This window comes from Pseudomonas sp. FG-3G (assembly GCF_901007645.1).
Classification (GTDB): domain Bacteria; phylum Pseudomonadota; class Gammaproteobacteria; order Pseudomonadales; family Pseudomonadaceae; genus Aquipseudomonas; species Aquipseudomonas rhizophila.
Genome location: NZ_CAAKGZ010000020.1, coordinates 479,394 through 493,816, shown reverse-complemented (window position 1 = coordinate 493,816; position 14,423 = coordinate 479,394). Strand labels below are relative to the sequence as shown.

Below are 14,423 nucleotides of genomic sequence, written 5' to 3'. Positions count from 1 at the left end.
GAATGTGCTCGATGGCAACTCATTGCAGCCAGGCGCTTTTGGAGTAGTTCGCGACACGGTCACGCTGAAACAGTTAAACAATTCAACGTATCGATTTTGTCTTCGGGAGCTCATCATGAAACAACATATTCTGGTTGTTGGCGCAGGTTTCGGCGGGGTCTGGAGTGCATTGAGCGCCGCCCGGCTGCTGGACCAACACGATCGTAATGACGTGCAGATCAGCGTCCTGGCCCCCCAGGCTGAGCTGCGCATCCGTCCTCGTTTCTATGAGCCGGACGTCCACACCATGGCCGCCCCGCTGGGTGGCCTGTTCGACGCGGTGGGCGTGAAATTCGTACAAGGTTCGGCGAGCCGTATCGATGTCGACAACAAACAGGTTGGCTACGTGGATGTGTTCGGCACCGAGGGCAGCCTGGGCTACGACCGCCTGGTGCTCGCGGCGGGCAGCCAACTGGTCCGCCCAGACCTTGAAGGCATGATCGAGCATGCCTTCGACGTTGATGAAATCGAACAGGCAACCCGCCTCGAAGCCCATATCAAGTCCCTGAAAAATCTTCCGGACAGCCCGGCCCGCAACACCGTGGTGGTGGCCGGCGGAGGCTTTACCGGGATCGAAACCGCCACCGAAATGCCGGCACGCCTGCGCGCGGTCCTGGGTGAAGACGCTAACATCCGGGTCATCGTGGTGGATCGCGGGTCGCAGATCGGCGCAGCGTTGGGCGACGGCATTCGTCCGTCCATTGTCCAAGCGTCCGAGCATCTGGGTATCGAGTGGATCGTCAACGACTCGGTCGAATCGGTGGATGCCGGTGGCGTCACCCTGTCGAGCGGCCAGCGTATCGAGTCCCATACTGTGATCTGGACCGTGGGGTTCCGCGCCAATCCGTTGACCCAACAGATACCCGGCATTCGCGATCGCCAGGGTCGCCTGCACGTCGATGCCAACCTGAAAGTCCTGGGCCAGACCGACATATTTGCCACCGGCGACGTGGCCTATGCCGCCACCGATACCCTGGGTAACTACGCGGCCATGTCCTGCCAGCACGCCATCGCCCTGGGCCGCTATGCCGGCAACAACGTCGCGGCCGACTTGTTGGGCGTCGCGCCGATGGCCTACAGCCAACCCAAGTACGTGACCTGTCTGGACCTGGGTGCCTGGGGCGCGGTGTATACCGAGGGTTGGGATCGCCAGCTCAAGTTGGTCGGGCAGGAAGCCAAGGAGCTCAAGACCCAGATCAACACCGTGTGGATCTATCCGCCCGCGGCTGATCGCGCGACCGCCCTGGCCGCCGCCGACCCGTTGATCCCGGTGGCCTGAGTCCGTTTCCGACCCCGGCCAGTCCCTCCTTTCTGCGCCGGTCTTTCCCAGACGCCTGCCGATGATGCTTGGGCAGGCGTTTTTTTCAGGCGCTCGTCCCCAAGCCAGCCTGAATATCGTCACTGCCCAGTAAAATCCGTCGCAATGCCCGCCCACTGCCCTCTGTGCACAAGGTAAGGTAGGCAAAAATCATCCGGATCGAGGTGTGCCGTGGCGTCCTATTCCTTGCGTCAGCTGAAGTACTTCGTCACCACCGTCGAATGTGGCAGCGTCGCCGAAGCCTCCCGCAAGCTGTACATCGCCCAGCCCTCGATTGCGACCGCCGTCAAAGGGCTGGAAGACAGTTTCGGCGTGCAGTTGCTCATCCGTCACCACGCCCAGGGTGTATCGCTAACCCCCAGCGGCGCTCGCTTCTATCGCAAAGCCCAGGAACTGCTGCGCATGGCGCGAGAGTTCGAGCAGAACGCGCTGGCCGACAACGACGTGGTCAGCGGTCAGATCGACATTGGCTGTTTCGAGACTGTCGCGCCCCTGTACTTGCCACGATTGATCGCCGGTTTTCGCCAGCGTTACCCCGGCGTGGAGATCCGTCTACAAGACGGCGAGCAACAGGAACTGGTGCAAGGTTTGACGGGGGGCCGTTTTGATCTGGCGATTTTTTATGAGCACGACCTCGACGGCACCATCGAGACCGAGGCGCTGATGGCGCCTCAACAACCATACGCGCTGCTGCCGGCGGAGCACCGCTTTGCCAGCCAGGCTCAGGTGTCCCTGCGCGATCTGGCGCTGGAGCCGATGATTCTGTTGGACGTGCAACCCAGCCGGACCTATTTCGTGAGCATATTCGAGGAGTTGGGCCTGACACCGAACATTGTATTCAGCTCACCCTCGATCGAAATGGTGCGCGGCATGGTCGGGCAATCGTTCGGCTTTGCGCTGCTGGTAACCCGGCCACATTCCACCTGCACCTACGATGGGCAGCAAGTGGTGTGCGTCAACATCGCCGAGGACGTCACCGGTTCGGCCCTGGTGGCAGGATGGCTCAAGCGCGCGCACCTGACCAAACCTGCGCAGTTGTTCGTGGATTACTGCAAAGAGCAGTTCAAACAATGGCTGGCCTGAGCCAGCCATTGATATGGAACGTTGTGACTAGCGAGCGGCCCAGGCGTTGAAGCGCTGCTCCAGTTCCTCACCATGGTCAACCCAGAACTCGGCATCCACGGCCCGGGCTTCGGCCAGGTTGGCCTCGGCGGTAGGCAACTGCTCTTGGACCGCTCCAGGCAACAACGCCAGCGCCTTGCGATGCACCGGCCCATAAGGGATGTTTTCCGAGAACACCTTCTGCGCCTGCGGCTGGCTGGCAAAGGCAATGAATTGCTCGGCCAGGACCTTGTTCGGCGTGCCCTTGACCACCGCCCAGTACTCCGGGTCATACAGGCTTTGCGGCCAGACGATACTCAGCTTCATGCCTTCCTTTTGCGCCGAAGCGATGCGACCGTTGTAGGCAGCGCTCATCGCCACGTCCCCCGCCACTAGCCACTGTGCCGGTTGCGCACCGGCCTCCCACCACTGGATGTTCGGCTTGATCTGATCCAGCTTGGCGAACGCCCGCGACACGCCTTCGGGGGTGTTGAGCACCTTGTACAACTCCTGCGCCTCGACCCCGTCGGCCAGCAAGGCAATTTCCAGGGTGTACTTGGCTCCCTTGCGCAACCCGCGTTTGCCCGGGTATTCGGTGACGTTCCAGAAATCCGCCCAGGACTTGGGGGCCTTGGCCAACTTGCTCTGGTCATAGGCCAGGACCATCGACCAGACATACGTGGCCACGCCACATTCGGTGAGTGTTCCCGGCACAAAATTCGCCGGATCACCCAAGGCGCTCAGATCGAGCCTTTCGAACAGGCCCTCCTCACAACCGCGCAACAGCTCGGGGCTTTCGACTTCGACCACATCCCAACTGGTGTGGCCGGCCGCGACCATGGCCTTGATCTTCGATAACTCGCCATTGTATTCGCCGGCGACAATGCTTCCTGCACCGCTGGCGTTGAAGGGTTGGAAGTAGGCCTTGTCCTGGGCCTGCTTGGTGGCGCCACCAAAGGAGATCACGGTGAGGCTCTGTGGCGCGGCCAGGACGCTGCTACTCAGCAGCACCAGGGCACACGCGATATTGCAACGCAAGGATCTGGACATGAAGCGGTTCCTCGAAAGGCCGGCTCGCCCGCACGAGCCGGCGACGGGACTCAGAGGCGACCGTAAGCGCGGGCGGTGCGATCTACAGCAATACGGGTCTTGTCGACCAGTTCGTTGATGTCGGCATGGCTGGCTACCAGCGCCGGGGCCATGATCATCCGGCCCAGAGTGCCGGCCTCACGAGGCAGGCCGTCAATCAGGGCGTTATCCTTCAGGCGCAGTTGCGCGGCCCGGGTTTTCCAAACATTGAAATCGTTCACCGCAAATTCCTTGTCTCAGAAGTCGTTGGGTTCGCTGAGATGGCTCGCCAGGCGATCCATCAATCGGTCGCAGGCCGCCATCTGTTCAACGCTCACGTATTCATCGGCTTTGTGCCCCTGATCCATGCTGCCGGGGCCGCAGACCACCGCCGGGATTCCGGCCTGATCAAACAGGCCGCCTTCGGTGCCGAATGCCACGGTGCTGAAGGCATCACTGCCGCACAGCTCGGCCACCAGACGCGCCGCGGCGCTGTCAGGTCGGGTTGCCAGGCCCGGGTAGGCAGACAGTGGTTCAAACCGGATCGCGGTGTCGCCTTGCACGGCCCGCATCGCTGGTAGCAGCGCCTGCTCGGCGTACTCGCGCAATTGCTCGACGACGACCTGTGGGGCGAAATCCGGCAAGGCGCGCACTTCGAAATCGAAGCGGCAATCGGCCGGGACGATGTTCAACGCGGTACCGCCCTGGATCACGCCCACCTGCACCGTGGAGTACGCCGGATCGAAGCGCGCATCGTGCTGTGAAGGTTCGGCCAGATTCGCGCCGATCTCCCCCAACCGACCGATCAGGCGCGCTGCCTGCTCGATGGCGTTCACCCCGTAGGGCGCATAAGCCGAATGACAGGCCGCCCCTTTGACATGGCAACGCATCGCCAACTTGCCCTTGTGGCCCAACACCGGTTGGAGTTGGGTGGGCTCGCCGATCAGGCACAACGCAGGCTGGGGAATGCGTTGCGCCAGCACTTGCAGCAGACTGCGCACGCCCAGGCAACCGACCTCTTCGTCATAGGAGAACGCCAGATGCACGGGCCGGCGAAGCGGGCTGGCGAGGAACATCGGCACCGCCGCCAGCACTGAAGCCAAATAGCCTTTCATGTCGGCGGTGCCCCGGCCGTACAGCTTGCCGCCGGCCTCGCTCAAGCAAAACGGATCGACCGTCCAGTGCTGTCCGTCCACCGGCACTACATCGGTATGACCGGACAGCACGACCCCACCGGGCACCGCTGGGCCGATGCTCGCCAGCAGGTTGGCCTTGGTCCGCTCGAGGTTGTAGATCAGTTCGCAACTCACGCCCAGATCGTGGAGGTAGCCACGCACGAACTCGATCAGCGCCAGGTTCGACTCGCGACTGACCGTGGCAAAGCCCACCAGGCTGGCGAGCAGTGCGCGGCTGCGCAGCTCACTCATCACCCGGCACTCCGTAGCTGGGGGCCAGGGTCGGATCGAGGGCGCGGGTCAGGTAGTCCTGCAGTTGCGGCTGATAGGCCAGCCACAGTTTTTCCAGCTCAGCAATGGGGTTTTCCTCGGCCCAGTCGACACGCAAATCGACGATCGGCCAGGTGAGTTCATCCACCACCGACAGCGCCGCAGAATGCACCGCTCCGGCTTCACCACCTGCGCTCTGCCCGGCCTGCAACGCACTCAGCAGGCGCGCGGCAAGGCAACCTTCGCTGTGTTCGAATGCGGCAACCATGGCGTCGATCACGTCCACACTGGCCAGCAGATTGCCGGCCGCCACGCATTGCTCACCGGCCAGCGCGCGATGGGTGCCCAAGGCGTGGCTGCCGCTGAAAATCGCCGTGCGCCCGTGGGCATCCACCACCGCCACCTGGCGGTACTGGCTGTAGCCATTGCGCGCCAGGGCGCGGTCGACAGCCTCTTGGGCGGCCAGGCCGCCGGCCAGTTCGTCGAGGATCTGCGGACCCAGGGCCGGCAGCGTGATGTTCTGGCTCGACACCGCGCCGACACCGGCCCGCAACCAGGGGCAACGGGCGCCGACGGCAATACTCGAGGAACTGATGGCGATGCCCAACTGGCCCGTCTCGGCGCAGCGCCCGACAATGGAAAAAGTCATGCTCCACTCTCCTTATTCGGGGATCACTGCGATCACGTCGATTTCCATCAGCCATTGCGGCTGGCCGAGGGCGCTGACCACCAGCCCGGTGGAAATCGGGAACACCCCTTTGAGCCATTTGCCCACCTCCTGGTACACCGGCTCGCGATAGCGCGGGTCGATCAGGTAAGTGGTGGTCTTGACGATGTGGCTCAGGTCGCTGCCGGCCTCTTCCAGCAATTGCTTGACGTTGCGCATGGCCTGTTCAGCCTGGGCACGCGGATCGCCCAGACCTACCAACTGGCCGTTGAAATCAGTGCCAACCTGACCGCGCACGTAGACGGTATTGCCGGCGCGCACGGCCTGGCACAAGTCGTTGTCCAGCGTCTGGTTGGGATAGGTGTCTTTGGTGTTGAACATGCGGATGCGAGTGTGGGTAGGCATCAACGGACTCCCATGAGGCTGGTTTTCGAACTGTTCGAATCGCTATCGAGCGCCGGGGCTTGAACGTCGTCGTTCTGGCGCTGCGAAGCGTCTCGATAGTTGAGATAGGTATGCTGTTTCACGATGTGGTCAGCGATATGCCGGGCGTCGTGCCACACGCCCCAGATGAACGCCGACCCGCGCCGTGACAGCCAGGGCAGACCCACGAAATACACACCCGGTTCGCTGGAAACACCCCGCTGGTGCCGTGGCTTGCCGTTGGCGTCCAGCGCGTCGACCTTCAGCCAGCTGTAATCCACCGAGTAGCCGGTGGCCCAGATCACGGTGGTCACCCCAGCGTTCACCAGATCCAGTTCCAGGATCGGATGGGTCAGGCAGTGCGGGTCAGGCAACAGCCGGCGGGCTTCTGGCTCCGGCGGCAGGTCCAGGCCATTGCGGGCAATGTAGGCATCGGCGGCATCCAGCAGCGCCAGGTAGTTTTCATCGCCACGGGCAATGTTTTCGGCAAGGTTGGGTTCAAACGTCACGACGCTACCGTTGAACGACTTCGTCAGGCCCACCAGGGTGATGCCCTCATGGGCCAGCCTGCGAAAGTCCACTGTATAGCCGCCGCGGGCACCGCTCACGGCGATGGTCACATGCTCCCTGCCCGGCTGGACGGCCTCCGCATCCCACTCGCCGAGCACACCCAGCCACCAGCAGAAATCCCGGTTGCGATAGGCCCGAGGCGGGCGATCATGGGCGCCCACCGAGAGGTAGACCTGCTTGCCAGCGCGCTGTAACTCATCGGCGATCTGTACCCCCGACGAGCCCGCCCCGACCACCAGTACAGCGCCCTCGGCCAGCTGCCGGGGATTGCGGTATTGGGCGGAGTGCATCTGGGTGACTTGCGCCATATCCGCGGCGATAGGTGGAATCACCGGCCGTTGAAAGGGCCCGGTGGCGACCACCACGTGGATGGCCTCGATCGGGCCCTCGCTGGTTTCAATGCTGAAGCCTGGGCGGCCGACATTACGCTGTACCTCTCTGACTTCCACACCGGTGCGGATCGGTGCGTTGATTGTATTGGCATAGGTTTGGAAGTAATCGGCCACTTGATCCTTGGTGGCGAAGGCATCAGGGTCGAGCCCCTGGAATTGCAGCCCCGGAAAGCGGTCATGCCAGGCCGGGCCGTTAGCCACCAGCGAATCCCAACGCGCGGTGCGCCAGGCCTCGGCAATGCGGTTGCGCTCCACCACAAGATGAGGCACTCCCTGGCGACTCAAATGTTCACTCATGGCCACGCCGGCCTGGCCGGCGCCTATAACAAGCGTATCTATCTGTAGGGTCTCAACGGGCATGTCTGTGCACTTCCGGCAGTGGGATGGTTCAGGCCGGCATGACGCCGCCTCGGGTTTGGATTTTTTGTAGTTCTGCGTTTGCGACGATCGACAAGAGGTGTCGAAGCGATTCTGTCGGCAGGCGGGAATTTGCGAAACGAGGGTTTTTATCGTTGCAGGCAAGGAAAAAACTGCTGTATCGCCTACGCCCTGGACGATGCGTCTTTGCGCCAGGCCTGCGAAGCGATTCGTGGTTTCTGCAACGCACTTGACTGACATTCAGCCGTTGCACTGAACCAGCCTAGCCCGATCATGACCGGGCTCGTTCAGCAGCAAAGTTATACAAATTTACAAATACCTATACAAAACACTTTAAAACGTACAGGTCGTGCAGTAGGCTTCGAAAACTTGTACAGGAATAACTACCTGTACAATAATTCGGAGCCTGACATGTCTGCCTACCTCCAGCGTTTTGCCCGCGCCTTCGCCGAGCTGGACGCCAGTCACCTGGCCGAGCTCGATACCCTCTACAGCGCTGACATTAAGTTCCAGGACCCATTGCATCGGATCGAAGGCCTGCCTGCCCTGCGCAACTACTTCGCGCAGATGTATGCCAACGTCGATCAGGTGCGCTACGACTTTCATGGCTTTGATGAGGTCGGCCCCGGCGAGGGCTATCTACGCTGGACGCTGCATTACAGCCACCCACGTCTGGCCGGCGGCGCACTTATCTCCCTGCAAGGCTGCAGTTATTTGCGCTGGAACGAACGGGTCTACCTGCACCAGGACTTCTTCGACGCGGGTGCCCTGCTCTACGAGCACCTTCCACTGTTTGGCTCGGTGATCGGCTGGCTGAAGCGGAGGCTGGCATGAGTCGCATCTGGTTGACCGGCGCCAGTAGCGGTATCGGTGCAGCATTGGCCTCGCAGCTTCTTGAGCAAGGACACCGTCTGGCGCTGAGTGCGCGACAGGTCGCCCCCCTTCAAGCGTTAGCGACTCGCTATGAGGATCAGGTCCTGGTGCTGCCGGGAGACCTGACCGATCCAGCGCAAGTGGCCGATATCTGCCGGACCATCGACGCTCGATGGGGGGCGCTGGACCTGGTGATTCTCAATGCCGGAACCTGCGAATACCTGGAGCCTGGGCACTTCGACACGCGACTGGTCGAACGGGTATTGACCACCAACCTGCTGGGCACCAGCCACTGCCTGGAAGCCGCCCTGCCCTTGCTGCGCAGAGGCCAACGCCCGCATTTGGTGGGGGTGTGCAGCGCAGTGACCTGGCTGGCTTTGCCGCGTGCCGGCGCGTATGGCGCGTCCAAGGCGGCGCTGCGCTATTTGTTTGAGTCGTTGCGCATCGATCTGGCCGCCGAGGGTATCGATGTCACCTTGGTAAGCCCCGGTTTCGTCGACACCCCGCTGACCCGCCGCAATGACTTTCCGATGCCCATGCGCTGGTCGGCCCAGCGCGCAGCGCGGCATATCACCCAGCGCCTGCCCGCGCGACCGCTGGACATCGCTTTTCCATGGTTTTTCACCTTCGTCCTGCGTTCGCTCGGACGCTTGCCCGCCCGTTGGCGCCTGGCCCTTGGCCGGCGTCTGGCACGCTCTTCCCAGGAGTCTTGAAACATGCGCATCGCAATCATCGGCAGCGGCATATCGGGGCTGACATGCGCATACCTGTTGGCTCGCCAGCACCAGATCACCCTGTTCGAAGCCGACGACCGGATCGGCGGCCACACCCACACTGTGGACGTGGATTGGCAAGGTCAGCGCTATGGGGTGGACACCGGTTTCATTGTCTACAACGACTGGACCTATCCGAACTTCATCCGTTTGCTGGACCAGTTGGGCGTGACTTCCCGTGCCACTGAGATGAGCTTTTCGGTGCATGACCCGGCCACCGGCCAGGAGTACAAGGGGCATACCCTGCGCAGCCTTTTCGCCCGACGACGCAACCTGCTGTCGCCGAGCTTCTGGGGCATGTTGCAGGACATCCTCAGATTCAACCGGCAGGCCACGGCCGACTTGAAGGCGCAGCGCATCGACAGCACCACCCGGCTGGGCGATTACCTGCATGTCCACAATTATGGACAACGGTTCATCGACCACTACATCGTGCCCATGGGCTCGGCGATCTGGTCGATGTCGCCTGCCGGAATGCTGGAGTTTCCGCTGCAGTTCTTCGTGCGCTTCTGCCATAACCACGGCCTGCTATCGGTCAACCGACGCCCACAATGGCGAGTGATCGAGGGCGGCTCGCGGGGTTATATCGACCCGTTATGCGCGCACTTTCGCCAGCATATTCGGCTCAACTGCCCGGTGCAGCGCGTGAGCCGCGACGCGACAGGCGTGAACATACTCAGCGCGGCGGGACTTGAGCGTTTCGACAAAGTGGTGTTTGCCTGCCACAGCGACCAGGCCCTGGCGCTGCTTGAAACGCCAAGCAAAGCGGAACGTGAGGTGCTCGGTGCCCTGGCCTACGCCAGCAACGAAGTACTGCTGCATACCGACACCGGTGTCTTGCCGCAGCGCCGCCAGGCCTGGGCGAGTTGGAATTACCGACTGGGTGGTTCGGTGCGAGCGCCTGCTGCGCTGACCTACAACATGAACATCCTCCAGGGTCTGGACGCCCCGGTGACCTTCTGCGTGAGCCTCAATCAGAGTGACGTGGTGGATCCGGCCAAGGTCCTGGCTCGCTTCGAGTATGCGCATCCGCAATACAGCCTCGCCGGCGTCGCCGCCCAGGCTCGCCAGGGTGATCTGCAAGGGCGTCAGCACAGTTATTTCTGCGGCGCCTATTGGGCCAATGGTTTCCACGAAGACGGTGTGGTCAGTGGGCTGGATGTGGCCGGGCATTTTGGAGAATACCTTTGAATAGCAGCCTGTGCCGCGGCTGGATCGACCATCGCCGCTATTCACCCCGCGCCCATGGATTCCGATACCCCATCGGCATGCTTTATCTGGACCTCGCCGAACAAAGCCAGGTGCTGGGTCTGTCCCGCCTGCTGCGGGGGTGGCCCTTGGCACCGCTGTGCTGGCGCGAGCACGATTACCTGCCCGCTCGCACACGTCTGGGCGTCCCCTTGCTCGACGCGGTGCGCGAATTGCTTGCCCAGGCCCTGGGCACCGCGCCCCAGGGCGCAATCCAGCTGCTGACCCAACCGCGCAGTTGGGGGGTGTCTTTCAATCCGGTGAGTTTCTATTTCTGCCACGAAACCGATGGGCGTCTGGCGGCCATTCTCTGTGAGGTCCGCAACACCCCATGGCGCGAGCGCTATCACTATGTGTTGCCGGTAAGCCCCGGTGAACCCCATGCGTTCCGGGTGGCCAAGGCGTTCCATGTATCACCGTTCCTGCCTCGGGACATGGACTACCGCATGCGCTTTCTGATCGCGGACTCACATATCCGGGTGCATATGGAGAACTGGCGCGATGGCAGCAAGGTGTTCGAGGCCGACCTTGCGCTCAAGCGTCAACCTCTCGATGCCGCGGCTGTGCGTCGTCACTTCCTGGCCTTCCCGTGGATGAGCCTGCGCACCTTGAGCGCCATTTACTGGCAGGCCCTGCGCCTGCTCTTCAAACGCACGCCCCTGCACGACCATCAGGCCAGCCAAAACGGCCTGAGCGTCGGCGAAACCGCCCACAAGGACCCCGACCATGCCCGAACCCACCCTGAGCGTTACTAAGGCCGGCAGCTTTCGCCTGTTCAACGGCGGCGTCTTCAAGCAAGTCGTTCTCGGCCAATTACGACACCTGCGCCAAGGCCACTTGCGCCTGCTGCTCGATGGGGAATCGCTAAACTTCGGCGATCCGGCCAGTGCTCTGCAGGCCGAAGTCGAAATTCTTGACGACGCCGTCTGGGGCATGCTCGCCAGTAACGGTTCGATCGGCGCCGGTGAGGCCTATATCCAGGGGTACTGGCGCAGCAACGACCTGACGGCGGTGACCCGCGTGTTCGTCGCCAACCTGGACGTGCTCGATGCGATGGACAGTGGTCTGGCTCGCCTCGGCCGCCCGGTGCTGCGTTGGCTGCACTGGCTCAACCGTAACAGCCGGCGCGGCTCTCGGCGCAACATCATTGCCCATTACGACTTGGGCAATGACTTGTTCGAGCGTTTGCTCGATCCCACCATGATGTACTCGGCCGCCATGTTCGAAAGCCCCGAACAAAGCCTGGAAGAAGCCCAGCTCAACAAGCTCGAACGCATCTGTCGCAAGCTCGACCTGCGCCCCGGCGACCACCTACTGGAAATCGGCACCGGCTGGGGCAGCCTGGCGATTTATGCTGCCAGCCAATATGGCTGCAAGGTGACCACCACAACGTTGTCGCACGAGCAGTACGCCCATACCTGCCGGCGCGTCGAGGCACTGGGTCTGCAGCAGCGCATTGAGGTGCTGTGCAAGGACTATCGCGATCTGGAGGGGCGCTACGACAAGCTGGTCTCGATCGAAATGATCGAAGCTGTCGGTCATCGCTATTTACCCGAATACTTCCGGCGCTGCTGCGCTCTGCTCAAGGATGACGGCCTGATGTTGCTGCAAGCCATCACCATTCGCGACCAGCGTTATGAGCAGGCACGCCGCTCGGTGGACTTCATCCAGCGGCATATTTTTCCCGGCGGCGCGCTGCCATCGTTGTCCGTTCTGCTAAACACCGCCAGCCGTCAAACACCGCTCAACCTGCTGCACCTGGAAGACTTCGGCGCGCACTACGCCCGCACGCTGAAGCACTGGCACGAGAACTTCCGGCAATCACGCCAAGCGCTGCTGGAGCTGGGTTACGACGAAACCTTCCAACGCCTGTGGGAGTTCTACCTGTGTTACTGCGAAGGCGGATTCCAGGAGCGTGCCATCGGCGTCGCGCAACTGCTCTTTGCCGCTCCCGGGGCGCGTCAGCTCTCTTTGCTGGAGCGGCGGGAGGCTTGATGAGTCGCGCGGGCCTGATCGTCAACGCACTCTGGGTCCAGTTGGGCTGGTGGGGTTGTGTACTGGGCGCACAGAATGCCTGGTGGCTCCTGGCTGTGGCGGCAGGATTGCTGGCTCACCTGAGCTTCTGCCCACAGCCCCGGGCCGAGTTGCGTGCAGTGATGCGCGTGGGGCTGTGCGGCATGGTGCTGGACTGGAGCCTGGGTGTGCTGGGTCTGTTCGGATTCGCTCAGACCGCCCTGCCCCTCTGGCTTGCGCTGCTCTGGCTGGTGTTTGCCACAAGCTTGCGGCACAGCCTGGCCTGGGCCGTACAGCCTGTTTGGCGCGGTGCGTTGGTGGGCATGGTCGGCGGTCCGCTGGCCTATTGCGCAGGCGCTCCACTGGCCGGCGTTGCGCTGCCGCTTGGCATCGTGGGAACCGCTCTGGTGTTGGCGCCCCTGTGGGCACTCTGGCTGCCGTTGGCGTTGCGCCTGGCTGATCCCCACTGAGGTCAGAACCCGCGCCAGGCGAACATTATTACCAAGGTTCATCCAGAAAAAGTGGCACACGCAAAGGCTCTATCGGCCCCTCGCGCTGGCCACACATTTCGTCGTGAACGACATGCTGTACCAACATGCAGGGTAACCGCGGCGCGTCACGCAGCAACTCACGCAAATGGGTGGTGGATCGCAAATGCAATGTTCGTCCGGAGTCGTCGAGCAACGTACGAAACCCGCGGTCCAGTCGCGCACGCAACACGTAGATACCGCCCTCCAGCGACCATAACTCCAGCTCGTGTACCCGGCCTTCGATGGCCAGCTCGATCAGGGTTTGCAGGTTCATGGCGCGCCCCCGCCCTGACGACGGAAAAACAGCGTGACCTGGCCCAACTCGACGCCAAACTTGCTCATGCTCGAGCGGTTGATCATCGTGTCTTCGTCCATCAAGTACATCCAGTCGTCAAAAGTCACTTCGTAAGTCGATCCGTCTACTGGCAGGTTCAATCGATAGCGCCAGCGCAGCGCGTTGCCGGCCACCTCTCCCCGCGCCTCGCCGATCACATCGTCGGCGCGACCGCGCCAGAGCCCCGGGCCATCGGGGGTCAGCGTCCATACGCGCCGTTGTCGGCTGCCATCACTGTAGAGAAAGCGCTCATCGAGAATCAGCTGTTCACCTTCACGGTGACTCAATATCTCAACCTCGAAACGCTTGATGACCTCGCCGGAACGTTTTTGATAGATGCCCCAGGCCTTGATTGGCTGACTGAAGAAGCGCACCAGATCCAGCTGCGGTTGCTGGTCGGCATAACGATCGACATTCACGTTCCCGCAACTGGTCAAACTCATCATTAAAAGCAGTCCAACCATTAACCGAGTCATGGTGTTTGCCCCCCTACGCGCGCGTTATTGAGCCCCAGCAGCTGTTGCCGCAACTCCGGATGCCGGGTGCGGGGATCGAGCCAGATGGCGAAGAAACTTCGAGCGAACGATGAGTCGGCGACTTCATGGGTCAAGCGCCCGTCGACATAAAAGCGGCAACCCTTGCCGGGCAGGTAAAGCCCGGTGATTTGACTGCCTGGCCTGACGTCGACGAAGGACCGCCGCATGTCATCGCTCCAGCTGTCGAGCTGTACTGGGTCCAGGGATTTACCCGCGATTCGGCGCATCTCCTCGATGCTCGCTTGCACCAAGGTTTGCTTGCTGATCGTGCGGCGGTAATTCAGCTCAAGTGCCAGCGGCGTTTCCAGGCTGGGTTGCAAGGTCGCACTCCATAACCTGGCCTGGTAGAGATCGAACCCGTACCAGGAATAATCGGCTTGCCCCACCAGACGGGCGTCAGGCAGTACCGTGCGCCAGTCGCACAGAGCTTGGCTGGCGTAAAGCACCAAAACGCAGGCCATGAACCGGCTCAGGCTTTTCTTGAACGCAAACGACCTTGCCATTGAAAAAACATCACTGGATTGCCGAAGGTCGCTCAATAGTTGTACATGAAGTATGGTTTGTACAGCTTTTTGAGTGGATTTGCGAGTTATGGCCTTTTATATCCACCCGTGCTTTGGCGATCTGTGCCTGCCTCGAATCCTTCAGCTAACGTCCTGTTATCGGATAAGGTAGCCTGCGCCCTAATAATGCGCAGTCGCGCTGCTGTAGAAGG

16 protein-coding genes and 1 pseudogene are annotated in these 14,423 nt (G+C 61.8%); 8 read left to right on the top strand and 9 right to left on the bottom strand.

The features are described 5' to 3' along the window. Positions 1–115: 115 nt before the first annotated feature. Together PSEUDOMOFG3G_RS11920 and PSEUDOMOFG3G_RS11915 are read left to right on the top strand one after the other, a co-directional pair. Positions 116–1,318, top strand: a complete 1,203-nt coding sequence (locus tag PSEUDOMOFG3G_RS11920) for an NAD(P)/FAD-dependent oxidoreductase (protein ID WP_047229143.1) — start codon at positions 116–118, stop codon at positions 1,316–1,318. Between the two features lie 210 nt (positions 1,319–1,528). Then, on the top strand, positions 1,529–2,440 hold the full coding sequence (locus PSEUDOMOFG3G_RS11915; RefSeq protein ID WP_076384559.1) for a LysR substrate-binding domain-containing protein: 912 nt from the start codon (positions 1,529–1,531) through the stop codon (positions 2,438–2,440). A 27-nt stretch (positions 2,441–2,467) separates the two neighbouring features. Here the strand turns inward: PSEUDOMOFG3G_RS11915 and PSEUDOMOFG3G_RS11910 are convergent, their stop codons facing one another. The 6 genes and pseudogenes from PSEUDOMOFG3G_RS11910 to PSEUDOMOFG3G_RS11885 all read right to left on the bottom strand — a co-directional run bounded on the left by PSEUDOMOFG3G_RS11910 (position 2,468) and on the right by PSEUDOMOFG3G_RS11885 (position 7,383). Then, positions 2,468–3,508, bottom strand: coding sequence for an ABC transporter substrate-binding protein (locus PSEUDOMOFG3G_RS11910; protein WP_139050023.1), 1,041 nt, complete (start codon positions 3,506–3,508; stop codon positions 2,468–2,470). 50 nt (positions 3,509–3,558) lie between these two features. After that, positions 3,559–3,681: pseudogene (locus PSEUDOMOFG3G_RS28020) on the bottom strand (hypothetical protein); the annotation flags it as partial. A 102-nt stretch (positions 3,682–3,783) separates the two neighbouring features. Continuing rightward, complete coding sequence (gene argE / locus PSEUDOMOFG3G_RS11900; RefSeq protein ID WP_139050022.1) at positions 3,784–4,953, bottom strand: acetylornithine deacetylase; 1,170 nt, start codon at positions 4,951–4,953, stop codon at positions 3,784–3,786. Next, a complete protein-coding gene (locus PSEUDOMOFG3G_RS11895) occupies positions 4,946–5,620 on the bottom strand; it encodes a DUF1028 domain-containing protein (protein ID WP_139050021.1) in 675 nt (224 codons plus the stop codon). The genes argE and PSEUDOMOFG3G_RS11895 overlap by 8 nt, the downstream gene beginning before the upstream one ends. 12 nt (positions 5,621–5,632) lie before the next feature. Beyond that, positions 5,633–6,043: a RidA family protein gene (locus tag PSEUDOMOFG3G_RS11890; protein WP_003201555.1), complete on the bottom strand. Its 411-nt coding sequence runs from the start codon at positions 6,041–6,043 to the stop codon at positions 5,633–5,635. Continuing rightward, positions 6,043–7,383 (bottom strand): NAD(P)/FAD-dependent oxidoreductase, encoded by a 1,341-nt coding sequence (locus PSEUDOMOFG3G_RS11885; RefSeq protein WP_107322439.1) that lies wholly within the window; start codon positions 7,381–7,383, stop codon positions 6,043–6,045. Before PSEUDOMOFG3G_RS11885 ends, PSEUDOMOFG3G_RS11890 begins: the two co-directional genes overlap by 1 nt. 429 nt (positions 7,384–7,812) lie before the next feature. Between PSEUDOMOFG3G_RS11885 and PSEUDOMOFG3G_RS11880 the strand changes: the two genes are divergently transcribed. Genes PSEUDOMOFG3G_RS11880 through PSEUDOMOFG3G_RS11855 form a run of 6 tightly spaced genes read left to right on the top strand, consistent with a single transcriptional unit; the run spans position 7,813 to position 12,778 of the window. Next, positions 7,813–8,235 (top strand): nuclear transport factor 2 family protein, encoded by a 423-nt coding sequence (locus tag PSEUDOMOFG3G_RS11880; RefSeq protein WP_047229149.1) that lies wholly within the window; start codon positions 7,813–7,815, stop codon positions 8,233–8,235. Beyond that, positions 8,232–8,987, top strand: coding sequence for an SDR family oxidoreductase (locus PSEUDOMOFG3G_RS11875; RefSeq protein ID WP_047229150.1), 756 nt, complete (start codon positions 8,232–8,234; stop codon positions 8,985–8,987). Before PSEUDOMOFG3G_RS11880 ends, PSEUDOMOFG3G_RS11875 begins: the two co-directional genes overlap by 4 nt. 3 nt (positions 8,988–8,990) lie before the next feature. After that, complete coding sequence (locus PSEUDOMOFG3G_RS11870; protein ID WP_139050020.1) at positions 8,991–10,238, top strand: NAD(P)/FAD-dependent oxidoreductase; 1,248 nt, start codon at positions 8,991–8,993, stop codon at positions 10,236–10,238. Continuing rightward, positions 10,235–11,050, top strand: coding sequence for a DUF1365 domain-containing protein (locus PSEUDOMOFG3G_RS11865; protein WP_139050019.1), 816 nt, complete (start codon positions 10,235–10,237; stop codon positions 11,048–11,050). The genes PSEUDOMOFG3G_RS11870 and PSEUDOMOFG3G_RS11865 overlap by 4 nt, the downstream gene beginning before the upstream one ends. Next, positions 11,022–12,290, top strand: a complete 1,269-nt coding sequence (locus PSEUDOMOFG3G_RS11860; protein ID WP_139050018.1) for a cyclopropane-fatty-acyl-phospholipid synthase family protein — start codon at positions 11,022–11,024, stop codon at positions 12,288–12,290. The genes PSEUDOMOFG3G_RS11865 and PSEUDOMOFG3G_RS11860 overlap by 29 nt, the downstream gene beginning before the upstream one ends. Further along, positions 12,290–12,778, top strand: a complete 489-nt coding sequence (locus PSEUDOMOFG3G_RS11855; RefSeq protein WP_047229153.1) for a DUF2878 domain-containing protein — start codon at positions 12,290–12,292, stop codon at positions 12,776–12,778. Before PSEUDOMOFG3G_RS11860 ends, PSEUDOMOFG3G_RS11855 begins: the two co-directional genes overlap by 1 nt. A gap of 28 nt (positions 12,779–12,806) precedes the next feature. Here PSEUDOMOFG3G_RS11855 and PSEUDOMOFG3G_RS11850 read toward each other — a convergent pair whose 3' ends face one another. The 3 genes from PSEUDOMOFG3G_RS11850 to PSEUDOMOFG3G_RS11840 are packed head-to-tail and all read right to left on the bottom strand — an operon-like array spanning position 12,807 to position 14,211. Further along, on the bottom strand, positions 12,807–13,112 hold the full coding sequence (locus PSEUDOMOFG3G_RS11850) for a DUF6482 family protein (protein ID WP_047229154.1): 306 nt from the start codon (positions 13,110–13,112) through the stop codon (positions 12,807–12,809). Further along, on the bottom strand, positions 13,109–13,648 hold the full coding sequence (locus tag PSEUDOMOFG3G_RS11845) for a DUF3833 domain-containing protein (protein WP_047229155.1): 540 nt from the start codon (positions 13,646–13,648) through the stop codon (positions 13,109–13,111). The genes PSEUDOMOFG3G_RS11850 and PSEUDOMOFG3G_RS11845 overlap by 4 nt, the downstream gene beginning before the upstream one ends. Then, complete coding sequence (locus PSEUDOMOFG3G_RS11840) at positions 13,645–14,211, bottom strand: chalcone isomerase family protein (RefSeq protein WP_047229156.1); 567 nt, start codon at positions 14,209–14,211, stop codon at positions 13,645–13,647. The genes PSEUDOMOFG3G_RS11845 and PSEUDOMOFG3G_RS11840 overlap by 4 nt, the downstream gene beginning before the upstream one ends. Positions 14,212–14,423: the final 212 nt, after the last annotated feature.